The following is a 23,272-nucleotide window of genomic DNA, read 5'->3' as shown; positions in this document are numbered from 1 at the left end:
GTAGCTCGTCAGGCTCATAACCTGAAGGTCGCTGGTTCAAATCCAGCCCCCGCAACCAAACTCACACCCACACGCACACAACCCGACGCGGACCAGACCGCACACACCCGCCCGCACGGCCCACGCCGCGCGGGCTTTCCTGCGTCCAGGCCACGCCGCGCTGCCCCAGGCCGTCAGGGGCGCGTGCGGAGCCAAACCCGCGGCGACGCACAGGCCGCCGAGCCGACCCGGCCGCGACACACTCCGCGAGAGGGGAGGGGGCTCGACCTGCTCCAGCTTGCGCGGATAAGCCTACGCCCAGTCCGGAAGCGCCGCGGCCTGGATCGCTTCGGCTTCGCCTCGCGAGGACGGAAACAGCGAAAAACTCCGGCCGAGCGCCCCATGCAGAGATGGATGCTGCACGCTTCAGGAGCCGTCGATGGTCGCCGAACCCTCTCACGCCGACTTTCGCGTCGTCAGGGGCCTCTGCGGTCCGGAGCGGGGCGGTAGGCTTCCGGCGGGAGGTCTCGCGATAGGCTCTCGCCGGTCGAGCGGCCGGGGGCCGGGCTCGGCATCAGGTCGCGGCCGGAGCCCTCGCCCGGTTTCGGGACGCCGGTGATAAAGCGCTGCGCGCCGCCCGCGCCCGCGCCCGCCTCCGGCGGCGGTGCGGGCGGCGTTCCCTCCGGGGTCGGCGGCGCGATGTAGCGGCGGCCGGCGCTGTCGGGCGGTGCCGGGACCTGCGGCCGGGCCGGGGGCGCGGCCTGCTGGGGGGGCGGTGTCGGAGCGGATTGGGGCGTGGCGGCCGGCGGCGGTTCCTGCGGAGCGGGCCGCGCGGCCTGCCGTGCGCGCGCCGGCGGCGGGCGCCGCACCAGGGCTGGACGGGGTCCGGCTCGGCCGGGGCGCCCCGCCGCGCCCGGCTCGCCGGGCAGCGCGATCGTCATCCGCTCGACCGCGGCGACGAGATCGTCGAGGCTGGCCTGGGCCGTCCGGCACAGCCGGATCCGGAGGGAGAGGGCGCGCCGCCCCGCCGTGGGCGCCAGCGTGTCGAGCAGGCCGCCCCGGCTCGCGACGCGCTGGGCCGCGCTCGGCCGCTCGAACCACTGCCACGCGTAGAGGCACTCCGCGCTCAGCGCCATGCCGACCGGCCCAAAGCCGTTGCGGCGCGGTGCGACGGCGCGCATGACCTGCCCGGGAAAGCGCACGGCCATCTCGCTCTCGATGCCGAACTGGCTCGGCTTGGCCAGACGGGGCGGGAAGGCCAGGAGCAGATCCCCGGTCTCGTTGCGCAGCGCGATCTCGGCATGGTTGCGGCCGTCGCCGCCCTCGAAACGGATGCGCTGATCGAAGCCGTCGCGCAGGCGGGTTTCGACGATGCCGGCCACCGGCCCGGCGCCGGGCAGGCGCAGGGCGGGTGCGGACTGGGCCAGGGCCGGGCCGGCGAGAAGGGCGACGGCCGCCGCGAGGGAGCCGGAGATACGCGAACGCACTAAAAGCCTTTCCCGGTCGATCCGCCGCCCGTGGAGACGCGGGAGGGGACGGAGAAGCGGTCGTTCTCCGGGGAGGCGCCCCGGCCGCGCTCCGCCTGCTGGTCCTGCCAGAGCGTGCCCGGCGGCGGCGCGCCCAGGGTCTCCGGCTTGTCGAGGCCGTTATACCCCGGCAACAGGGCGAAGCCGTAGCGCTCGTAGGGCATCGGTCCCGCCCCGTTGACGCGCCGCGCCACCAGGGGCGGGCGCCCCGTCGCGGGCTCGCGGGCATAGCTGCCGGGCGCGACCGGATCGGAGAGCGCGCGCTGCAGCGAGGCGGGCGGGTAGCGCAGGGGATTGTCGAGGGCCACCGCGAGGGGGAACTCGTTGCGCTGGACCGCCGGCGGCGTCTCGGTCCGGGCACCGACGGTGGCCGAATCCGGCCGGGGCACCCGGCCGTAGGAGGGGCTCTCGGGCTTTGCCTCCGCCCGAGCGGCGGGTGGGCGCGCCGGGGATGAGGGGGGCTGCTGGGCCGCGGCGCAGGGCAGCGGCGGCCCGCCGGTCTCCTCGCGAAACAGCATGTCGACGACCTTCGGAAACAAGCCGTCGTAGCGGTTCACCACCTCGAGATAGGGGCGCTGGCGCTTCAATCGCTGCAGAGTCAGGGCGTAGCCGAACACCGTGGTCTCGCTCGGCATCCAGGCGACGGCGCGCTGAAACCATTCGAGCGCCGTGTCGAACTGGCAGGAATTGTAGGCGTACCACGCGAGCCCCTGCGCGCCCTCGCCGGAGGCGCTGGCGATCACGACCTTGGCGTAGCGCTCGATCCGGGCGGGCTCGATGAAGGGCGGGTTGGCCTGCGTCAGCTTGCGTTCGAGCACGTCGATGAAGAGCAGTTCGTTGCCGACGAAGCGGTCGCGCCAGGCGTAGGCCACTTCCTCCGCCTCGCGCAGCATGTTGAGTTCGCGCAGGGTGTGGGCGAGGCCGTGGGCCACCATGGCATCGCCGCCGCGGGCGATGGCGAGCTTGAACCATTCCAGCGCCTCGCGGAACTGGCGCCGCTTGTAGGCGTACCAGCCGAGCAGGCCGGTCTGGCTCGGGTCGCCGCTCTTGCGGGCGTAGGTCTGGAAGGCGGTGAGGTCAGCCAGCGTCGGGGTCTGGGCCGGCTCGTCGTGCAGAAAGGCGGCGATGCGGGCGCGGGTGATGTCGAGGCGGATCGCGTCGAACTCGGAGGCGCCCTCCTGGCCTGCCCCCTGGCCCGCCCCCTGGCCGGCGCGCCCCATGGCGATCAGCCGTTCGGCCTGATCCATCTTGAGATGGCTCATCGCCTTCTGGATCGTGGCGAGGCGCGCGCCCGCATCCGCGCTGCCGTCGAGGACCGACTTGTAGAGATCGTAGGCGTCTTCGCTCGCGCCCGTCGCCGCGAGCGCGTCGGCGATGATCCAGACGCTCTCCACGTCGGTCGGTTCGAGGGCGCTGGGATCGGCGCGGTAGAGCGCGACCACCTCCTCGGCGTTCTTGCCCGGATCATTCTTGCCCGGACCGTTCTTCTCGGCGGCGGCCTTGATGCTGGTGCGGAACTCCGCCCGGCGCAGCTTGCGCGCCAGCTCCTCCGAGGGCTGCCAGTTCGGTTCGAGGGAGCGGCGCGCGGCGATGGCCGCGCGCAGGTCGGGGAAGCGCCCGGCGGTGAAGAGATCCCACAGCGGTGCCTCTTCGGGCGGGCTCGGCTGCAGCGTGTCGAGGTCGGAGGGCTCGGTCCAGCCGGGATAGAGCCGCTTCAGCCGGGCGATCTCGGCCTTCATCCGCGCGGTCTGCTTCTGCGAGGCGTAGTAGCGCAGCGCGCTCTCGTCGACCATGCCGGGCGTGACGCCCGTCTCGGGATCGACCACGATCGCGGGCGCGCGGGTGCCGTCGCCGTAGACGAGGCGCGGAGCCGACTCAGCGCCGCCCTGGGCGGCGGCGGGACCCGCGCCGGCCAGCAGCAGCGCGGTGAGGGGGATCAGGACTTCACGCATGACGGATACCGCATCCGGGCCGCCACCAGCGCGAGGAGGTGGAGGGTGGTCGGATAGTAGTTCTGATTGTCCTGCACCGTCCTTAAGGATTCGGGGAAGGGCGTGCCGTCGGCGGCGCAGGCGGTGATGGCGGGAATCGCCGTGTAGCCCGCCTCGCTCAGCCACTCGACGGGCTGCCCGTTCCGGGTGTCGACGATCGGCAGGCGCTCGCGGTCGATTCCGCCCCAGAGAGCCTTGAAGGGCGCGTAATCCTCCGGACGCCCGACGCCTGCCCAGGCCAGATACAGGGGCACGCGGATCGCGTTGTAGGAGAACAGGGCGGGGAAGCCGTCGGCCGGCCGCAGCGCGTCCTTGGCGGAGATCCACTCGGTCGGCAGGCTGCTCGGCCCGAACCGGGACTGGCGCAGGAAATCGAGGCCGCTGCGGATGAGCGAGGCCCAATCGTATTCCGGCGCCACGATCGGCAGGCGCTGGAAGGCGGGAAAGACCCAGTAGGACAGGTTGATCAGGGGGCCGTCGGCGCGCTCGCGGGCGGAGAAGCCGGCGACGGCGGGCAGCAGGACCGGCCCGTGCGGGTCCTTGAACAGGATGGTCTTGCGGCCGAACTCGACGGCGATGCGGCGCGCCGCGGTGCGGTAGGAGGGCTCGCCCCAGGCCTCCGCCGCCTCGGTGAGCGCCCAGGCGACGAGGATGTCGCCGTCGGTGGCGTTGTTCATGTCGGCGACCGCCGGCCGATGGTCGGGCGACCAGCGCCAGGCCAGCAGTTCGTCGGAGCGCACCATCAGGTTGGCGCGGGTCCAGCCCCAGATCCGTTCGAAGGCGGGGCGGTCGCCGGCGGCGACCGCGAGCAGCATGCCGTAGCCCTGGCCCTCGCTGTGGCTGATGAGGCCGTTGGCGGTGTCGACGACCCGGCCCTGCTCCGTGACGAAGCGCGCCCGGTAGGCGCGCCACCCCGCATCGTCGCCGAGGGTGTTGGCGAGGCTCAGGCCGATCTCGGAGCGGGCCGGGCTCTCGGCCCGCGGCTGCGTCGGCAGGGCGGTGGCGGGGGGCACCGTGGCGGCCTCCGGGGGCTGGGCGGTCTGCGGCGTCGGCACCGGCTGAGCCCGGACGGGCGCGGCGGCGAGCAGGGCGGCGAGTGCCGCGCCCGCGAGCAGGGCGGCGGCAGGGACCGGGCGGCGGCGCGGGGGGCGGACGGCCTGCATCAATCGTTCCTCCGGCCGAGCTGGCGCACGAGGCCCGTCGTGGCGAGGCCGAGGCACAGGGCCATGAACAGGGTCATGCCGACATAGGAGGCGGGGTTGAGCGAGAGCCAGGCGGCCGAGACCAGCCGGAAGTTCGGCAGCGACCACGCGCGCGTCTCGATCAGGGCGACGTGATCCGGCTCGACGGTGGTGAGGGTGCCGTCCGAGGCGTCGAGGAAGGCGGCCCGCCCGACGAGGCGGGTCCAGACCACGGGGTCGACGAGGCAGGACACGGAGGCCTTGAGCATCGACGGGTTGGGGGCGGTGACCAGCACGGTGCTGTCGCTGAGCGCCGGGCCGCTATTGCCCTCGGCGATGATCAGCGAGGCGCGGGGGTCGAGGGAGACCGAGGGGCCGGCCGGCTTCTCGACCAGACCCGACACGTCGTCGCGCAGCTTCAGGGCCCGGTTCGCGAGCCCGCTCCAGCCTTCCCGCAGGACGGTCGGGACGAAGGCCGAGCCCGACAGGGCCTGATCCCAGCGAGCGAGGATCTCCGCCTCGGTGGCCGGAGCGCCCGAGGGCGCGTTCGCCGCCGCGGTGGGCGGCGGCTGCGTCGCGGGATCCGACTTGGGCGGCGCGGCGGGGGCGGCGACGCTGACCGGGACGGCCGCGGGCGGCAGGGCGCAGCGCATCGGCAGGTCGCGGCGCAGCCGGTCGAGGGTCAGCACGCCCTCGGCGCCGAACGGGCCCGGCGTGGCCACGGTCTCGGCCCGTCCGCCCCAGACCCGGCGGATCTCGTCCGGGTCGAGCCCGACCGACTGGATCGTGACGGGGTTGAGCGCGCGGGCGGGCGCCACCACGAGGCTCGCGCCCCCTTCCGTGCCGCCCGCATCCGAGACGAGTTCGAAATCGATGACGCGCTTGGCGGCGATGGCGAGGCGGGCGGCCAGGGTGGCGGCGGCGTCGGCCGTGTCGCGGTCGGTGGTCGGCAGCACGAGGCGCGGGCGCGGCCCCGGCGCGACGAAGGGCACGGCGCCGGCCTTGACCGCCGCGAGGTCGGGGCTGCGCACCGCCCGCGCCAGGGCCGGGATCTCGAGGCGCGTGCGGTCGAGGAAGAGGAAGCGCGGCTGGCGCGCGGCCGGGGAGAGCGTGTCGCAGACCTTGTCCGAGGCGTTCGGCAGCTGCGCGCTGATCTCGACGCGGTTCAGGCCCGGCCGCCACAGGCTCAAGGGGAGCGGGATGGCTTGATCGTCGAACACCTCGCCCCGGGTGTAGGGCAGCGGCACGCTCGCGGCGTTGCGGCCGTTGATGTCGACCACGATCTGGGCGCTCGAATCCAGCCCCGCGGCGTAGCCGCCGGCCAGATGCAGCATCACCTTGCCGTAGTCGGCGGGCACGAAATCGGCGGGGAAGCGGAGTTCGAACCGGGTGCGCAGCAGCCGCCCGTTGAATTCGCGGGTGGCGACCCCGAGGCGTTCCAGGTCGAGGCGCTCGCCCCCCTGCACCTCGTAGCCCCGCACCAGGGGCGCCAGCGTGGCGCCCGCCGTGCTGCCGCCGGGATCGCCCAGGGCGGCGAGTTGGGCGATGGCCGCGCGCACGTCGTCGGGGCCCTGACCGGACACGACCAGGGTCGGCACGCGGTTGCCCCGCGAGGGCAGCAGGGCGAGCCGCGGCCCGGTGATGGGCCCGAGGTCGTCGAGCCCCTCGGTGCCGCGGATCTCGGTCGCGGTGCCCACGACGAGGTTGACGCCGTTGCGGCCGGTGAGCGGGCCCCCGAACGTGACCGCGGGCCGGGCGAGGCGGCCGACCAGGGCCAGCGCCTGCACCGCGCCGATCATGCGCTCGAGGCGCGGCAGGTTCGGCCGCTCGTTGAGCAGCACGCCGACGGGAAGCGCGCCGCTCTCGTCGGGCTCCAGGGCGGCCAGCGACTTCAGTTCGAGGTCGGGGGCCGGCGCCACCACGAGGCCGGAGCGGGAGGGGTCGATCTGCGTCCATAGCTCGTAGGTGGCGTCGATCGAGCAGTCGACCCGGTGGCGCTGGCTCGCCGTCAGCGTCACGGCGTTGTAGCCGCCCTTGAGCACGCCGTCGGGGATCGCGAACTCCACGACCTTAACGGCGCCGGGGGCCTGGATCCGCGTCCAGCCGACCTTGGTGCCGTTGACGAGGCCGGTCAGCTCCGAGACCTCGGGCGCCACCGAGATCGCCGAGAGGTAGGAGACGCGCAGCCGCGCCGTGCCGCGGGCCTGCCCCTCCGTGAGGTAGACCGGGTATTGCAGCCCGTCCTCCTCGCCCGAGAGGCGAAAGCCCCGCGTGCCCGCCGGCAGGCGCCGGGCCGGGGCGATGGTGGCCTGGACCGGGGGGCGGCGGGCGGCGTCGGTCTCGGCCGCCGGGGGACGGGCGGGCGCGCCGGCCCCGGGAGGCCCCCCCGCCGGGGGCTGGCCGGCCGGTGGGCGGGCCTGCGGGCGCAGGGCATCCCCGGTCGGGGGAACCGTCAGCCGCTCGGCCGGACCCGTCCCGAGGAAGCTCTGCGCCCGGGCCGGCGCGCCGGCCGCGAGGGCGCAGGCGAGGGCGGCCAGGAACGGGAGGGCGCAGGCGCGCGCGGCTCGGGAGGGCGGGGGCATCGCGCTCACGCCGTGCCCGTGCCGCGGCCGGCCTGGCCGGACAGGGCACGCTCGTTCTCGTAGTCGAGCATCATCCGCACCCAGTCGTTCGAGGCGCGGGCCGGCGCCTGGGTCGGGAGCGGAGACGACGAGGAAGAGGCCGCGTGAGCCGCAGCCTGAGCCGCGGCTTGGGACATCGCCGGCTCGCGAGGCTCCGCGGCCACCGGACGCGGCGCGGGCGGGTAGAGCAGCGGTTCCGGCAGGCCGGTCCCGGTCGGCGCCTGTTCCGGCGCGTCGTAGATCGGCGAGGTTTCGCCCGTGGCGGCGGCGAGCGCCGGCCGCGCGTCGGCGGCGAAGGCGTAGCGCAAGGCGCGAACGGGCTCGGACAGGCCCCACCAGATGAATTGCAGGGTGCCGGTGAGGATGTCCTTGTGGCGCCGCCGCCGCATCTGGAAGCGGCGCATCGCCTCCGCGTCGCCGTACATCAGGCCGGCCAGCGCCACGTAATCCTGCGGCCGCAGCCGGCCGAAGCCGAGACGGGCGAAGACCGCGTCGCGGTCGCGCTCGATCCCTTCGAGGGTGACAGGCAGGGCGCCCGCGGCCCGCGCGCCCGCCACCGGCACGACGCTCAGCGCACCCGAGAGCTTCGCCTTGCCGACGCCCGGCGGGGCCAGGGCGGCCGGCAGCCGGACGGTGCAGCCCTCGGCCGAGACGCGCTCGATGGAGACGTCCACCGCCCGGCCGCCGAGGGTGAGCCCGCCGCGGCGGTTGATCGCGAGCGAGGGCGTCCGCTCCAGCTGGCGGCGCTCGGCGCAGACGCCGAGCGCGGCGCCCGCGGTCAGCAGGTTGAAGAAGTTCCACAGGCCGACCACCAGCATCAGGTTGGTCACGCCCGGCTCGAACATGTAGCGCCACGCCGCCACCGCGCAGCCGATGGCCAGGAGGCCGTAGACCGCGAAGAAGGGGAGCGAGGCCGACGAGAGGTGGTTGTGGTCGAGGCTGATGCCCTTGTCGGTGACGTTGAAGGTGGGTTTCCTCGGCGACCAGATCACCGAGACGATCGCCTTCGAGAGGTAGAGGCCCTGGACGTACTCGTAGAGTTCCGAGACGAAGGGCCAGCGGAACTTTCCGTAGACGTAGTTCTGCATCATCAGGTTGATGACGATGTAGGTCGCCGTATAGGCGATAGACTCATCGACGCTGGCCACGAAGATCTTCAGGTCGAAGAAGATGTGCAGCAGCGGCGCGAACATGAAGATCAGCCGCGGCACCGGGAAGAACCAGAACGTCATGCTGGAGAGGTAGGCGATCTTCTGGATCGGCTTGAGCCCCTTCTGCAGCGCGGGGTTCTTCAGGAGCAGGATCTGGAACATGCCCTGGCACCAGCGCGAGCGCTGGCCGATGAAGGCCGTCAGCGTCTCGGGCTGCAGGCCGGCGATCAGGGGCTTGTCGACATAGGCGCTGGTCCAGCCGCGGGAATGCAGCTCGAAGGCGGTCTCGCAATCCTCGGTGATGGTGATGCCCGAGAACCCCCCGGCCTCGTCCAGAGCCGTGCGGCGCAGCAGGGCCGCGGACCCGCAGAAGAACGAGCCGTTCCACTTGTCGAGCCCGCGCTGCGTCACCGCGTAGAACATCTCGTTCTCCGACGGCATCCGGTCGAAGGTCTTGAGGTTCCGCTCGATCGGATCGGGATTGAGGAAGGCGTGCGGCGTCTGCACGAGGAAGAGCTTCGGATCTTCCGCGAAGTAGCCGACCGTCTCGCTCAGGAAGGAGCGGAAGGGGACGTGGTCGGCATCGAGCACGGCGACGATGTCGCCGGTGGCGTGGGCCAGCCCGTTGTTGAGGTTGCCCGCCTTGGCGTGCTCGTTGCGGGCGCGGGTGAGGTAGCGGCAGCCGAGTTCGTCGCACAGGGCCTGGAGGTCGCGCCGCCGCTCCTGCGCGGCCCTCGCCTTCTCCGGGTCGGCGTCGGCGCATTTCTGATCGGTGCCGCCGTCGTCGAGGAGCCAGACCGTGAGCTTGTCGGGCGGGTAGTTGATCTGGCGCGCGGCGGCCAACGTCATCGCCAGGATCGCCGCATCCTCGTTGTAGCTCGGCACGAAGATGTCGACGGTCGGCAGCGCGGCGGCGTTCGCCGCCGGGGGCGGTCGGCGCTTGAGCGGGTCGGCGTTGATGATCAGGCTGACGAAGAGGATGAAGACGCAGTACAATTCGCCCACGAGCAGCAGCAGCCCGAAGCCAAAGCTGACCGGATCGCCGGGCGAGGGCAGCGTGTCGGTGACCCGCCACAGGATGTAGCGGAGCACCACGAGGCTCCCCAGCGCCAGGAACACGAAGCGCGTGCGCGGCCCGTCGAGGAACAGCCACAGCACGATCATCGCCGCCATGGCGGCGAGGCTCATGGCGAGCTGGTTCTGTGTCCCGACCGGTTGGCTCAGCAGGATGAGACCGGCAACGGTCGTCCCCATCCAGGCCAGCCACCGAAGCGCACGTATCACACCCGCCACCTCTGCGACGCCACCAGGACCATCATTGAAATACGACAATTTCCCGGTGGGTTCACGGAGCCATCGCGTCGCTGTCCGACTAAGGTTGATTTTGCGCTGTGACGGATTGTTCCTCTGGCGGAAACATCGTTCGCTCGCCGCGAAAGATCATTGAAGGATAAGACGCATTTGGGAAAAAGATCTTTCCAATGGGCCCGTCTTCCTTCGATCGTCGGACTCGGCACGGGCGATGGCAAGGCCGCCCCGCATCAGAAGTTCGCTCGTGCCTCGATGCTCGAATAGTAGCCGGTGCCCTGGATGCGGTCCTTCACGTAGCCGGCCGCGAGCGACATCTGCACGGGGCCGAAGGTCAGCCCGGTGAGGTGGGCGCCGACCCGGTACTGGCGGAAGAAGTCGTCGCCGAGGAACAGTGCCTCGGGGCCGATATAGACGCCATCGGCGACCATGTAGCCGACGCGGAAGCGGGAATAGTAGGCGTTGAACTTGGTCGAGTAGGAGCCGTAGGCCGAGACCATCGTGCGGTCGGTCGGGTTGGCGTAGAAGTTTCCGGCGACCTTCAAACCGACGCCGGTGCCCACCACCGGGTTGCCCGGATCGGCGATCGAGAGCTGGTTGCTGCGCACGTTGAAGCCGATGTAGCCGGCCAGCGCCGCGTCCCGCCAGATCCACTCGTAGCCGGCCAGCGCCGAGCCCTCCTGCTGGTAGCCGGTGACGCGGGCGCCGACCGCTTGGCCGGGGTAGGAATAGGTGCCGGCCACGCCCTCGATGCGCACGCGGGCGCCGCTCACCGTCGGCGGGCTTCCCAGGGCCGTCGTGACCGTGACGGAGCCGAAGGCCGAGCTGTTGGAGGTGACGCTGGTCGAGCCGTCGACGGCGACCGCCCAGCTGTCGTCCACCGCCTGCTGCGGCGCGCCGGTGTACCAGTCGGTGCCCGCGGAGACGGCGGGCGCGGCGGGCAGGTCGGCGGCGGCGGCCGGAGCCGACAGGCCGAGGGCGGCTGCCAATCCGAGGACCAGGACGCAAGGTTTCCCGGAACACCGTCGATGTTGGCGTGAGACCACAGCCATTCGAACCTCGGATACGCACACGCTACGCACCGATTTATCCGAGCTGACGGTTAACAAGAGGCTCCCGAAACCGCGAAAAGGCGATTTCCGCCGGTGCTCACAACTTCGGAAGCGGGGCCTGGAGCGGCTGCGAATGCAGCCAACTTTTGCCGCGGGGGGAAGGGACCCTCTTACGCCGCGCGCGCCTGCGGGGCGGCCGCACTCAGCACGGCCGCGAGGTCGTCCGGGCGGAACGGCTTGTCCAGCTGCAGGAACTGCCGCGCGGTCGCCGGGAGCTGCCCGTGGGGGCTTGCCAGGATGATGCGGATCTCGGGGTAGCGCTCGACCACCGTCGCGGCGAGCTGGAGGCCCGTCATGACCGGCATCGACTGGTCGGCGACCATGGCGTCGAAGGCCGCGTCCTCGCGCAGGAGGTCGAGGGCGTGCTCGCCCGAGGCCGCCTGGACGACGCGGTGGCCGAGATCGGACAGGGCCTCGGCGAGGCTGGTCCGGACGAGGCCGTCGCTCTCGACGAGGAGGATGCTCAAGGGTGATTGCCAGACCACCGGCTCCGAGGCCGCCCGCGGCGCGGCGCGCAGCCAGATCTCGGCGACGAAGGCCTCCTCGCCCGTGCCGTCGGAGACGAGGCGCCAGCCCGCGCCGACCTCGGCCAGCAGCCTGGCCACGGTTTCGAGGGCGCGCCGGCCCGGGACCTCCGCCTCCGTGCCCGGCACGCGCTGCCCGCTGGCGACGAGGAGGCGCACATAGGCCCCTGGGGCCAGGCCGAACCCGGTCTCCGTCTCGGCCACGTGCTCCGCGGCGCCGACCGCGAAGCCGTGCAGCCCGTGGTCGCGGAAGTGGAAGGCGATGTTGAGCAGCGTCACTTCGAGGATGCGCTCGGCGCACAGCACCCGCGGCAGCGCGCCGGGGATGCGGTTGATCACCGGCACGTCCCGCAGGACGTTGGCCTGCATGAAGGCGAGGGCGGATTCGACGGAAGCGGCGAGGTCGCTCTCGGCCAGCGCGTCGCTCTCGCCGCGCACGAGGTTCAGCATCCGCCGGGTGAGCGCCGCACCGCGCCGCGCCCCGGTGAGGGCCGCGTCCACGAGGCGCGCCTGCTCGGCGTCGAGGCCCTGGCGTCGGCGCACGAGGCCGAGATTGGTGAGGATGACGGTCAGCGCGTCGTTGAAGTCGTGGACGATGCCGTCGGTGACGCGGCGCAGGACCACGTTGCGCCGCCGCTCGTTCAGGCCGGCCGGCGTCTCGGAGAGACCGGGCTCGATCGACCGGCTGAGGGCATGGATGCGGCTGCCGTCCCCGGCCCCGCGCAGGAAGCGGACCAGCACGCGCCGCTCCGCCCCCGGCTCGGCCTCGCCGTCGGCGCGGGCGCGCAGCACCACGTCGTGGGGACCGTCGGCGTCGCGCGCCGCCTTGAGGGCGAGGTCGAGCAGGGGACGATCGTCCGGCTCGAACCATTCGGCGAGATCGGACAGGTCGGTGGCGTGGTCGGCGGCGGTCGGCGTGCCGGTGCTGTCGGAATCCGACCAGACCACCTGCCGCGTCTCCGGGTCGATCTCCCAGCAGGTCCAGCCGGACATGGCTTCGAAGGTCTGGAGCCGGCCCTTGATGCGGTCGAGTCCCGTGCCCGCCAGCGCCAGCGCCGCATCGGTGCTCTGGGAGCGGCCGGCGATCGTCCGGGTCAGGGCCGCGATCTCGCGCACGGGCGAGGCGGCGGCCTCGTCCGGCTCGCCCCCGCCCTCGGCCAGACGCTCCAGCGGCTGCGCTGCCCGCCCGCCCAGGGCGTAGCCGATCAGGCCCGCGGCCAGCACCACGGCGAGCGCCAGCATCAGGAGGCGCGCATCCGGGAGCAGCGCCGGCGCGGCGGCCGCGGGCACGGAGGCGGTGACCAGCCAGCCGGGGCTGCCCAATTCGCGCCCACCCTGCACGGGAACGGAGGCCGAGGCCCGGCCGCCCGTCGGAGCGGAGGGCTGGCCCGCGAGCATCCGCCCGTCGGCACCGGTGACGGCGAAGGCCACGGAGGCCGGCAGGGCGAGCGCCTGGCGCACGCGCGGACCGATCGCGAGGAGGAAGTCGGGGCCGGCCCGAAGCTGGATCCGGTCGGAGCGGCCCGGCGTGCCGAGGGCCACGGCGATCTCGAGGGGGGCCGCCTCGTCGCCGCCCGTGGCGACGACGATCTCGGCGTTGCGGGCCCGGGCGAACCAGGGCTGGCGCGCGACGCTGGTGCCGACGCGGCGGCGGTCGGCCGCCGCCCGCACGCTCCCGTCCGGGGCGATCAGGGCCGCATCGTGGTAGCGCGGATTGAGGGCGAGCCAGTCGCCGAGCAAGGCCGTGCGCTCGTCCTCGGAGAGCGCCGGATCGTCGGGGCGCAGCAGCAGCGCGGCGTTGCGCGCCTGCCCGACGCTGCCGTGAAGCTCGGCATCCACGGCCTCGGCGAAGGCGCGCGCGGCCGCCAGCGCCGTCCCGCGCGCGCCCTCCGCCGCGGGCCCCGTGCCGGTGCCGAGGGCGACCGTCCCGAGCCAAGCGAGCAGGAGCGCCCCCGCCGCGATCGCGGCGAGCTGGGTCGCGTTCAGCACCTTGAGCGAGATTCGCAAGGAATCCGGCATGCGGGTCTCCGCCACCACGGCTGGCCGACCGCAGGGTGCCGGGATTGGCAATCCTGCCCCTCAAACGAGGGGATCAAGCGCTTAAGGGCCGGTTAACGACGACGGCATTTCGCGCGGGCCGACCTCAAGACCGGCCGATCCTTCGTCCCCGCTGCCCGCCCCACGCGGGTCGGAGGCCGGCACTCGTGATGCGGGATTTGTGGCTTTCGTGGCATGTGCCTTGCCTGATCGTGCGGGCCGGCCGCTGATGCCGGTGGCGGACCCGTGTCGGGCGATCCTCTTCGAGAGGATGGCCCCGCGCCGTCGAGAGATGTGCGAAGTGTGAGAGCCCGATGAGTCAGACAGCCCTTTCCGTGCCTGCCGCCTCCGACACCGCCGAGGATGCCCTGGCGGCGCAGCTGATCGAGATGACGGTCGCGGACGTTCAGAGGGGCCTCGCCGAGAAAAGCGTGACGGCGGAGGCGCTGACGCAGGCCTTCCTGGCGCGGATCGCCGCCTACAATCCGCGCTACAACGCCCTCATCGTGATGAATCCGCGGGCGGTCGAGGAGGCCCGCGCCATCGATGCCCGCCGGGCGGCGGGCGAGGCCCTGGGGCCGCTCGCGGGCGTGCCCGTCGTCATCAAGGATACGATGGACATGGCCGGCCTGCCGAGCACCGGCGGCTGGCATTTCCTCTGCGCGGCCGCCGGCGGCATCGACCTGATCCCGGCCACCGACGCGCCCGTGACCGCGCGGATGCGCGAGGCGGGCTGCGTCATCCTCGGCAAGACCAACGTGCCGGTGCTGAGCCATACCGGCAGCCACGCCAACGACAGCTGGGCCGGCCCCACCCTCAACCCGGCGGCACCCGACCGCATCCCCGGCGGCTCCAGCGCCGGCACCGCCACGGCGGTGGCCGCGAGCCTCGCCGTCCTCGGGCTGGCCGAGGAGACCGGCGGCTCGATCCAGAACCCGGCCTCGGCGCAGGGGCTGGTGGGCATCAAGCCGAGCTTCGGCCTCGTGCCGAATGCCGGCGTGATGCCGCTGGCCGGCAGCACCCGCGACGTGGTCGGGCCGATCGCCCGCTGCGTGCGCGATGCTGCCCTCACCCTCGACGCGCTGGCCGGCTATTCCTCGGCCGACCCCAAGACCGTGGCCGGCATCGGCAAGCGCCCGGCGGGCGGCTACGCGGCGGGGCTGGAGGCGGGCGCGCTGGCGGGCAAGCGCCTCGGCCTGTACGGGCCGGGCTGGCGCGACCTGCCGCTCTCGCAGGAGGCGGCTGGCCTCTACGCCCGCGCGCAGGAGGAACTCACGGCCGCCGGGGCGACGCTGGTGGCCGACCCCTTCGCCGGCACGGACTTTTCCGCCATCGCCGAGCCGACGCCGGGCCTCGTCTATTTCGACGCCCGCGGCTTCGAATCCGCGCCCTACGACCTCCAGCTCTACCTGGAGCGGATGGGGCCGGACGCGGCGATCCGGAGCTTCGCTGCCTTCGCCGAAGCCACCCGGGCCGAGGACGCCTTCGCGCCGGGCGGCGTGCTGCACCCGATCACGAACCTGCGCGGGCTCGCCCCCTGCCTCGCCGATCCGGCGAGCCCGCCCGACCTCTCCGACTTCCTGGCCGCCCGCGAGGCCTATCTCGCGCTGTTCGACCGGGTGATGGCGGAGAACGGGCTCGATGCCCTGGTCTTCCCGCAGATGCGGGCCGAGCTGCCGCCCCTGCACGGACCGGGCACCCTCTTGGAGACCACGGTCTGCGAGATCAACATCGCCGGCCTGCCGGGGGTGACGCTGCCGGCGGGCGCCTACCGTTCGGGCTCGCCGTTCAACCTGATCTTCGTCGGGCGGATGTGGAGCGAGGGCGACCTGCTCGCCTGCGCTTACGCCTACGAGCAGGCCACGCATCACCGCCGCGCGCCCGCCCTCACGGTCTGAACGCTTCGCCGCGGCGATGACGGCGATACGCCTTGCCTCCCCGGGGCAAGGCGCATCGCCCCCCGTGCCCCTGACTGTGCAACCCTCCGGCACTTGCCGAAATTGTGCGCGACCATTCTGCGGTTGCGGCGCTATCCTGGTCCCGAACGGGGACAGGGCCGGGATGCTGACCGATCATCGCCACGAGGAAATTCTCTCGCAGCTCGCCCAGACCGGACGCGTCGGCGTCACCAGCATCGCCGCCATCCTAGCGGTCTCCGACGAGACGATCCGGCGGGACCTGAAGATGCTGGAGGAGCGCGGGCTGCTGCGGCGCATCCACGGCGGCGCCGTGCTGCCGCGCCTCGATCAGGAACGTCCCCCGGTCGAGCGCAGCGGGCTCAACAGCCGCGAGAAGGGGCGCATCGCTGCCCTCGCCGAAGGGCTCGTCGAGGACGGGATGTCGCTCTTCATCGACACCGGCACCACCACGCTCGCCTTCGCCCGGCGCCTGACCACCCGCAAGCTCACGGTGACGACGAACGCCGTCGATCTCGCCCTGCTGCTCGCCGACAGCCCGGTGCGGGTCAACCTGACGCCGGGCACGCTGCGGCCGAAGGACAACGCGCTCGTCGGCTACGACACCGTGGACTACGTCCGGCGGCACGTTTTTGACCTCGCGGTCATGGGCATCGCCGCCTGCGACCTCGCGCAGGGCTGGATGGATGACGACGAGCACGAATCGTTCCTGCGCCGGGCGCTGCGGGGCCAGAGCCGGCGGGCGGTGCTGCTGGTCGATTCCCAGAAGTTCGGGCGTCAGGCCAACCTTCAGACCTTCGACCTCGCCGCGCCGCTCACCGTGGTGACCGACCGGCCCCCGCCCGAGCCCTTCGCGGACCGCTTCGCCCGGCACGACATCGATCTGCGCTGCGCCTGATCGGCCGCGCCGGCCCCTTGCCCTGCATCGCCCTTGCCCGATGCCGGTGGCCACCGTTCGGGACGGGGTCCTATCGCCGCGTCAGCCGGAAGGCGGGGGCGTGGTCGGGCTGCGTCGTCACCACGGCGGTCGGAAGCACCGGGCGCGCATCCGCCCGCGCGAGCCGGAAATGTCCGACGATCCGGCTCAGCGCCAGCGTCGCCTCGGTGAGCGCGAAGGCCGCGCCGATGCAGATCCGCGGCCCCACCCCGAAGGGCAGGTAGGCGAAGCGCGGCACGGGCGGCGCCCCGGGCAGGAAGCGGCCGGGATCGAAGGCGTCGGGGTCCTGCCAGAGCCGGCGGTGCCGGTGGAGCAGCCAGGGCGAGATCGTCACGCTGTCGCCCGCGGCGACCGCCGCCCCGGCGAGGCTGTCCGGGCCGAGCGCGCGGCGGGCCACCACGAAGGCCGGGGGATAGAGCCGCATCGTCTCCTCGATCACCGCCCGGGTGAAGGGCTTGTCCGTGCGCTCCGCCTCGGCGGCCACCGCCTCTTGCGTCTCGGGCGAGAGGGCGAGCAGGGTGCAGGCCCAGAGCAGGGTCACCGCCGTGGTCTCGTGCCCGGCCAGGATCATCGTGGCGACCTGATCGCACAGTTCCTCGCGCGAGAAGCCGCGTCCCGTCTCGGGATCGCGGGCGGCGCGCAGCAGGTCGAGCAGGTCGCGCGCCTCACCCCCGGATCGCTCCTCCTGACCTTGGTCCCTGTCGGCGATCACGGTGTCGAGGAAGGCCACCCACTCGCGCCGGAAGCGGGCGCGGGCGCGGTCGAGCGGCGTGGCGAAGCGCAGGGGCATCACCACGTCGCTGAGATACGGGCGCCCGAGCCGCCCGGCATAGGTTTCGAGGAAGCCGCGCAGCCGCGCCCCGTGGCGCGCCATGCCCACCGAGAACATGGTCCGCCCGGCGATCTCCAGGGTGAGCCGCTGGAGCGCGGCGAAGAGATCGACCGGCCCGGCCGCGGCCACGCGTTCGAGGGCGACGACCGCCTCGTCGCTGGCCGAGAGGATGTGGGGCACCAGCGTCTCCACCGCCCGGGGGGTGAAGGCGGGGGCCAGCGTCCGCCGCTGGTGGCGCCACGCCGCCCCGTCGCTGATGAGCAAGCCGTCGCCGAGTATGGGCCGCAATATGCGGATGGTCAGCGGTGTGCGGGCGTAGTTGGCGGTGTTGTCCACGAGCACGCGCCGCACGGCGTCCGGATCGCTGACCGTGAAGCGCGTGCGCCCGAGCAAGCGGCGGCGGCGCAGGGGCGTCTCGTAGGCCGCGGCCGGCCAGCAGCCGATGCAGTTGGTGCGCATGGCCGCGATGAAGCGCAGCGTCGGCAATTCCCGCTCCGGCGGGACCGGCACCGGCGGCACCAAGCGCGGCGCCGCGTGGCTGGGCGGAGCCTGCATGTCCATTCCGTCAGTTCCTCTCGCACTCCGTGACCGGGCGGTCGTGACGCGTTCTAGGCGCTGACGCCTGCCGGCGCGAGCGCGGTGGGGGAAGAACCCGGCGGATGACGCGGCAGAGGCTTTCCGGCCGGATCAGCTTTGCAGGATGCCGGTCAGGCTGTGCTGCGGCGGCTCGCCCGGATGGACGATGCGCTCCCAGGAAAAGTCGTCCCAGCGCAGGAATCCATCGAACCAGCGGCGCAGGCGGTCCTGGCCAGCCTGTCCGGTATAGCTCGTCAGCGCCACCGTCAGCGGCGTCTCGATGGCCACGTCGAAGCCGGTGCCGGTCTCGGTCTCGCCGACGAGATGCAGGGCGAAGCGGTCGCCGCCGCGATGCGCCACCGTGATCCGGCAGGGACCGAAGGCCTCGTCGCCGTAGGTGCCGAGCAGGCCCGGCGGCTCGCGCCAGGTCTCGCCGGTGAGCGGGTTGACCGCGCGCGGCCCCTCGTAGGCGAGATCCAGGCCATCGAGGCTGCGGAGATCGCGCCCCGCGAACAGCCGCGTCGGCAGTTCGAGCCACTGCGTGTCCACGTTCGGGGTGATGGCGAGATGTTCGTCCTCGTCCTCGGGCAGGTCGTAGGTGAAGGGCCGCCCCTGGAGGCTCAGGGTGAGGCCGACGGTCTCGCCGGGCTCCTGTCCGCGCCACCGCCCGTCCGCCGCGTTCAAGGAGAGGCTGTACGACGTGATCTCCGGTGCGTAGGCCGTGCCCTCGTAGATCAGGCGAAAATGGCTCATGGACGGTCCTGCACCCTTCGTCCGGCGGCGAAACCGCGTCTGCGCGGTCCACCGCACCTGGACCGGGACGCTACCGGTGCGGGAAACGGCCTGTAAAGCGCGAGCCCGAAAGCGCTTGGCCAAAAACGTTTGGCCAAAATCGTTTGGCTATGATCGAGGAGACCGACAATGATCATCTGGTCCGGTTGGGGCGTGCTGTCCGTGCTGATCACGGGCGTGGCTCTCGTGCTCAGCGTGCTCCTCGATCCCGCGCTCGCGCGCATCGGCGTCCCGACGCCGACGGGCGTCGTCGCCGTCTGGCTCGCCGCGGCGGCCCTGAACTGGGTTGTCGGCACGCGGCTGAACGCCCGGCCCGACCGCGAACTCATCGATCCACGCACCGGACAGACCGTGGTGCTGCGCTCACGCCACACCCTGTTCTGGATTCCGATGCAGTACCTGTCGGTGCTGATGCTGCTGCTCGGAGCGCTTGCGGCAGTCGGCGCCTTCTTCGCCAAGGTGCCGGGCCGGCCGCTCTGAGGACTGGCGCGACGGCAAGGCCCGAGCCGGTCGGAACCGTTGGAGGTGCGCGATGAGGACGGAGTTCGGCGTCGTCGTCCTCTCCGCGCAACGCCCCGCCCGGGCGGGGCGTAAGAATGGGGTGCAAGAATCCGGCTTCAATGCCGCTTGGTGCCGTCCCCTTGGACATCGGGCAGGCTGAGGCCGAGCTTCTTTCCGATCGCCTGAAGCGCATGTTCGACATGGGCATGCGCCATTTGCCGGATGACAGATTTCACAAGTTCAGAGGAATCGCCCTTCACTTGCTCGGCAGACCAGATGGCCGTTGCGCCGATCAGGAAGAAGGCCTTCTGGCGCTGGTCGGAGGGTAGGTTGGTCAGCACCTGTCCGATGGCGTCGGCCATGACCTGCGTCATGTGGCGCGTGCTGATCTCGGCCATCTCGAAGCTTCGGCGATTGCTTCGCCATCCTGCCGGCCACGTCATGGTGCACCTCGAATCAGCCGCCGCGCGCGTCGCGATATTGCATAGCGGACTCAAGGCGGGAACGAATATCGATCGCCGCAACATAGGTCTCAACACGGAGGCGTCTTCGCAGCAGGCCCCTCGGGCCCGAGCGGATCGGGCGTTTCCCGCATGCGGGTCGGCGATGATCCTGCCTCATCGCCGACCCGTCCACGCCATCAGGCGTGCGCGGGGCCGCAGCCTCAGTGCCGCGGCAGGGTGTGCAGCCCGCGCAGGAAGAGATCGACATCCTCCCGCGTGTTGTAGAAGGCCAGCGAGGCGCGCACCGACTGATCCACGCCGAAGCGGCGCAGGGCCGGCAGGGCGCAGTGATGGCCCGAACGCACGGCGATGCCGAGGGAATCGAGGTGGTGGGCGACCGCCTCGTTGCTCAGCCCCTCGACCGTGAAGGACATCACGCTGGCCTTGTTGAGCGCCGTGCCGATCAGGCGCAGGCCCTTCACCTCGGCCAAGCTCTCCTGCGCGTAGTCGAGCAGGTCGTGCTCGTAGGCCGCGATCGCGGGCAGGCCGACGCTCTCCAGGTAATCGAGCGCGGCGCCGAGGCCGACCGCGCCGGCGATGTCGGGCGTGCCCGCCTCGAACTTTTCCGGCGCGCCCTTGTAGACGGTCTTCGAGAAGGTGACGTCCTCGATCATGTGGCCGCCGCCCTGCCAGGGCGGCATCGCCTCGAGCAGGTGCCGCTTCCCATAAAGCGCGCCGATGCCGGTCGGCCCGAACACCTTGTGTCCGGAGAAGACCAGGAAGTCGGCGTCGAGCGCCTGCACGTCGATGGGGATGTGCGGGGTCGATTGCGCGGCATCGACGAGCACCGGCACGCCGTAGGCGTGGGCCAGCGCGATGATCTCCCGGATCGGGTTCACCGTGCCCAGCGCGTTGGCGACATGCGTGACCGAGACGATCTTGGTGCGGCCCGAGAGCAGCGCCGCGTACTGCTCGAAGATGATCTCGCCGCGGTCGTTGACCGGGATCACCCGGATGGTCGCGCCGGTCGCCTGCGCCAGCAATTGCCAGGGCACGATGTTGGCGTGGTGCTCGATGGTCGAGACGATGATTTCGTCGCCCGGGCCGATCTTCGCCCGGCCGTAGGAATTGGCAACGAGGTTGATCGCCTCCGTGGTGCCGCGCAGGAAGACGATGTCGTCCTTCGAGGGCGCGTTGAGGAAGCGCCGCGTCTTCTCGCGCCCGCCCTCGAACAGGTCCGTGGAGCGCGCCGCCAGCGTGTGCGCGGCCCGGTGGATGTTCGAGTTGTGGCGGCCGTAGAATTCGCTCGTCGCGTCGATCACGCTCTGCGGCTTGTGGGTGGTGGCCGCGTTGTCGAGCCAGACCAGCCGGTGCCCGTTCACGCTCTGGTGGAGCGCCGGGAAGTCTTTTCGCACGTGCTCGACATCGAACGGCGCGCCGGCCGGGACCGATCCGTGCGCGGTCGCCCGCGGGGCGGGACCCTCGTGGCGCGAGGGCTCGACCCGCGGCTGGGCCGCGGCCTTCTTGCCCCTCGCGGGCGGCGGGGCCGGGCTCAGGAAGTAGTAATCGCCCGTGTTGTCGGGAGCCGGCCCGCCCGGATGCGGGAATTGGCCGGTGCGCGAAAAACGCTCCTGCGCCGCGTCGCCGCCGGGCTTGCCGGGATCGCCCGGCACGAGGTGCGGCGCCAGCGCGTGGGCGACGCCGTTGGCGCGGGGGTGGTCGGCCGCGATCTGGCGGTGCAGATCGGGGCCGCCGGGGATCGTGGCCGCCACGTCGGGCAGGCTCGGTACGAAGAATTCGGGCAACCGGTTCGGGTTCGGGAACGGATGCACCGAGGGGATCGCCGCCACGTCGAACAGATTCGCGCTCGACGGCGCGGGCGTCGCGCCGACGGGGTTGGCGTGGGACGGGCCGATCAGCCCCGGCAGGCCGACCGGCGGCGCCCCGAAGGAACGCGCGGCCTGGGCCGAGACGTCGGGCTGAAAGCCCGACGGCAGCGCGCCGGACGGCACGGAGGGCGTGCCGAGGCTGGCGCCGGGCAGCGCGGGCTGCCCGGAACCGGTGGGAAGGCTCTCAAGCCCCTGGGGGACTTGAGGCGTCTGCGGCAGGTGGGGCTGGAACGGCGCGCTCGCCGCCTGTCCCTGACCATAGATCTCGCGGGCGAGGCGCCCGACGAGATCGGCATGCGCCCGATCGCCCGCGCTGCCGGTCGGAAGACCGAGAGCGGGTGCGTCAGGCGTAGTCATGGTAGTTGCCCAGCAGCACGTTATCGAGACGGGCGATGGCGTCCTCGACCAGCACGGCGGCCGAGAAGTAGCGGGTCACGAGGTGCGAGGCGATGGAGTGGTCGTTGGTGCCCATGTAGCGCACCGACAGGCCGGGCTCGATTTCGCCGGTCACGCCCGACTTCTGCAGGCCGACCACGCCCTGCTCGCCCTCGCCGACGCGCAGGAGCAGGATCGAGGTGGTCTGCGCGCCGGTCACCGGATCGATGTCGATCGGCAGCTTGTCGCTCGGCACCAGCGGCACGCCGCGCCAGGTGATGAAGGGCGCACCGAACAGGTGGACGACGACCGGCGGCACGCCGCGGCGGGTGGCCTCGCGGCCGAAGGCGGCGATGGCGCGCGGATGCGCCACGAAGAAGGCGGGCTTCTTCCAGACCAGCGTCAGCAACTCGTCGAGGTCGTCCGGGGTCGGCGGGCCTGAGCGGGTCGGGATGCGCTGGCGGCCGGCGACCTCGCCGAGCAGGCCGAACTGCGAGTTGTTCAGCAACTCCCACTCCTCGCGCTCCTTCACCGCATCGACCGTGAGGCGGATCTGCTCGCGCAGCTGGTCGATCTCGTTGGAGTAGAGGTCGGTGACCCGGGTATGGGTGTTGAGGATCGTCTGGATCGTCGAGAGATGGTACTCGCGCGGGTCGATCTCGTAATCGACGAAGGTGGTCGGCAGGCGCGGCTCGCCGGCATGGACCGCCAGCAGCTCGATGCCCTGCTCGCCGTAGGAGTTGGCGTGACCTTTGAGGCGGTCGCGCTCCTCCTGGTACTGGCCGATGCGCGAGCGGATGCCGTCATCCTCGATCGCCGCGCGGTCGAGGGTCAGCAGCGTCACCGCCGAGAGCGCCTTCACGGCCGGCGCCGGACCGGCCTCGCCGACGAGCGCGTCGTCGCCGAAATAGTCACCCCGCGTGGCGAGCCCCTGGCGCAGGCGGCCCTTGTAGGGGCCCGACAGGGTCAGCTCGACGGTACCGTCGGCCACCACGACGAGGCTTCGGTTCGCCGAGCCCTCCTCGGCGATGACGTCGCCGGCCTTGTGCTGCGTCTGCGTGAACTTGCCCGCCAGCGCGGCCAGTTCGGCATCGCCCAGGCGGCTGAACAGCGGCACGGCGCGCAGCGAGCCGGGACGGACCGCGCGGCCCTTGTCCTCGGCGCTGAGATCGATGCGGCCGGGCTTGGCCAGCACCACGGCGCGACGGTTGACGCGGTAGACGCCGCCGGCGACGTCGACGAAGGGCAGGAGACGCAGGAGGAAGCGCGGGGTGTTGGCGACGTTCTGGACCGAGGTGACGGTCGCGGTCGCTAGATTGCGCGCAGCGGATGCGCTCACGCTCAGGCCCGGTCCACTCATCGCTCGTCGTCTCCTTGGTCGTTGCTGGGGGGCGGTGTCGGCCGGCGCGGCGCGGGATCGCGACGACGACGGCGTGTCCGGCTCACGGGCAGCCGCCGGCACGGCGTGGATCGAGGACCACTCCGTGCCGCGCTAGACTTGCGCGTGCTCGTTTCAGTATTGGTCTAACTCTGTTCCGGCAGGTTCAGCCGTCCGAACACCTGATGTCTAGGCGTCGCGAT

The 23,272-nt window shown here is 72.2% G+C and carries 15 protein-coding genes; 3 read left to right on the top strand and 12 right to left on the bottom strand.

The features are described 5' to 3' along the window. Positions 1 to 455: 455 nt before the first annotated feature. From bcsN to ACPCJR_RS25665, 7 genes are all read right to left on the bottom strand, one after another. Positions 456 to 1,466, bottom strand: coding sequence for a cellulose biosynthesis protein BcsN (bcsN, locus tag ACPCJR_RS25695; protein WP_391516256.1), 1,011 nt, complete (start codon positions 1,464 to 1,466; stop codon positions 456 to 458). After that, positions 1,466 to 3,457, bottom strand: a complete 1,992-nt coding sequence (locus tag ACPCJR_RS25690) for a hypothetical protein (protein ID WP_391516258.1) — start codon at positions 3,455 to 3,457, stop codon at positions 1,466 to 1,468. Before ACPCJR_RS25690 ends, bcsN begins: the two co-directional genes overlap by 1 nt. Next, positions 3,442 to 4,659 (bottom strand): glycosyl hydrolase family 8, encoded by a 1,218-nt coding sequence (locus tag ACPCJR_RS25685; RefSeq protein WP_391516260.1) that lies wholly within the window; start codon positions 4,657 to 4,659, stop codon positions 3,442 to 3,444. Before ACPCJR_RS25685 ends, ACPCJR_RS25690 begins: the two co-directional genes overlap by 16 nt. Beyond that, positions 4,659 to 7,259 (bottom strand): cellulose biosynthesis cyclic di-GMP-binding regulatory protein BcsB, encoded by a 2,601-nt coding sequence (locus ACPCJR_RS25680; RefSeq protein WP_391516294.1) that lies wholly within the window; start codon positions 7,257 to 7,259, stop codon positions 4,659 to 4,661. Before ACPCJR_RS25680 ends, ACPCJR_RS25685 begins: the two co-directional genes overlap by 1 nt. Positions 7,260 to 7,264: 5 nt before the next feature. After that, positions 7,265 to 9,703, bottom strand: coding sequence for a UDP-forming cellulose synthase catalytic subunit (gene bcsA / locus ACPCJR_RS25675; protein WP_391516262.1), 2,439 nt, complete (start codon positions 9,701 to 9,703; stop codon positions 7,265 to 7,267). 287 nt (positions 9,704 to 9,990) lie between these two features. Then, positions 9,991 to 10,809, bottom strand: a complete 819-nt coding sequence (bcsS, locus tag ACPCJR_RS25670; protein ID WP_391516264.1) for a cellulose biosynthesis protein BcsS — start codon at positions 10,807 to 10,809, stop codon at positions 9,991 to 9,993. Positions 10,810 to 10,979: 170 nt separating this feature from the next. After that, a complete protein-coding gene (locus ACPCJR_RS25665) occupies positions 10,980 to 13,412 on the bottom strand; it encodes a response regulator (RefSeq protein ID WP_391516266.1) in 2,433 nt (810 codons plus the stop codon). Positions 13,413 to 13,744: 332 nt separating this feature from the next. On the opposite strand from ACPCJR_RS25665, the gene ACPCJR_RS25660 reads away from it, so the two are divergent. Next, positions 13,745 to 15,328, top strand: a complete 1,584-nt coding sequence (locus ACPCJR_RS25660) for an amidase (protein ID WP_391516268.1) — start codon at positions 13,745 to 13,747, stop codon at positions 15,326 to 15,328. A gap of 163 nt (positions 15,329 to 15,491) precedes the next feature. Continuing rightward, positions 15,492 to 16,244 carry a DeoR/GlpR family DNA-binding transcription regulator gene (locus tag ACPCJR_RS25655; protein ID WP_391516270.1) on the top strand — a complete coding sequence of 251 codons (753 nt, stop codon included), beginning with the start codon at positions 15,492 to 15,494 and terminating at the stop codon, positions 16,242 to 16,244. Positions 16,245 to 16,314: 70 nt separating this feature from the next. Here the strand turns inward: ACPCJR_RS25655 and ACPCJR_RS25650 are convergent, their stop codons facing one another. Further along, the gene (locus ACPCJR_RS25650; RefSeq protein WP_391516272.1) at positions 16,315 to 17,676 is read right to left on the bottom strand and encodes a cytochrome P450; all 1,362 of its coding nucleotides are present in this window, start codon (positions 17,674 to 17,676) and stop codon (positions 16,315 to 16,317) included. A gap of 126 nt (positions 17,677 to 17,802) precedes the next feature. Then, positions 17,803 to 18,444, bottom strand: a complete 642-nt coding sequence (locus tag ACPCJR_RS25645) for a hypothetical protein (protein ID WP_391516274.1) — start codon at positions 18,442 to 18,444, stop codon at positions 17,803 to 17,805. 168 nt (positions 18,445 to 18,612) lie between these two features. On the opposite strand from ACPCJR_RS25645, the gene ACPCJR_RS25640 reads away from it, so the two are divergent. After that, positions 18,613 to 18,963, top strand: a complete 351-nt coding sequence (locus ACPCJR_RS25640) for a hypothetical protein (RefSeq protein ID WP_391516276.1) — start codon at positions 18,613 to 18,615, stop codon at positions 18,961 to 18,963. 137 nt (positions 18,964 to 19,100) lie between these two features. Here the strand turns inward: ACPCJR_RS25640 and ACPCJR_RS25635 are convergent, their stop codons facing one another. From ACPCJR_RS25635 to ACPCJR_RS25625, 3 genes are all read right to left on the bottom strand, one after another. Continuing rightward, the gene (locus ACPCJR_RS25635; protein ID WP_110353464.1) at positions 19,101 to 19,382 is read right to left on the bottom strand and encodes a hypothetical protein; all 282 of its coding nucleotides are present in this window, start codon (positions 19,380 to 19,382) and stop codon (positions 19,101 to 19,103) included. A 266-nt stretch (positions 19,383 to 19,648) separates the two neighbouring features. Further along, positions 19,649 to 21,673 (bottom strand): family 2A encapsulin nanocompartment cargo protein cysteine desulfurase, encoded by a 2,025-nt coding sequence (locus ACPCJR_RS25630; protein ID WP_391516278.1) that lies wholly within the window; start codon positions 21,671 to 21,673, stop codon positions 19,649 to 19,651. After that, positions 21,660 to 23,051: a family 2B encapsulin nanocompartment shell protein gene (locus ACPCJR_RS25625; RefSeq protein ID WP_391516280.1), complete on the bottom strand. Its 1,392-nt coding sequence runs from the start codon at positions 23,049 to 23,051 to the stop codon at positions 21,660 to 21,662. Before ACPCJR_RS25625 ends, ACPCJR_RS25630 begins: the two co-directional genes overlap by 14 nt. Between the last annotated feature and the right edge of the window lie 221 nt (positions 23,052 to 23,272).

This window comes from Methylobacterium sp. NPDC097929 (genome assembly GCF_049543375.1).
Taxonomy (GTDB): domain Bacteria; phylum Pseudomonadota; class Alphaproteobacteria; order Rhizobiales; family Beijerinckiaceae; genus Methylobacterium.
The sequence above is the reverse complement of the archived record's forward strand: the minus strand, read 5'-3'. Positions and strand labels throughout refer to the sequence as shown.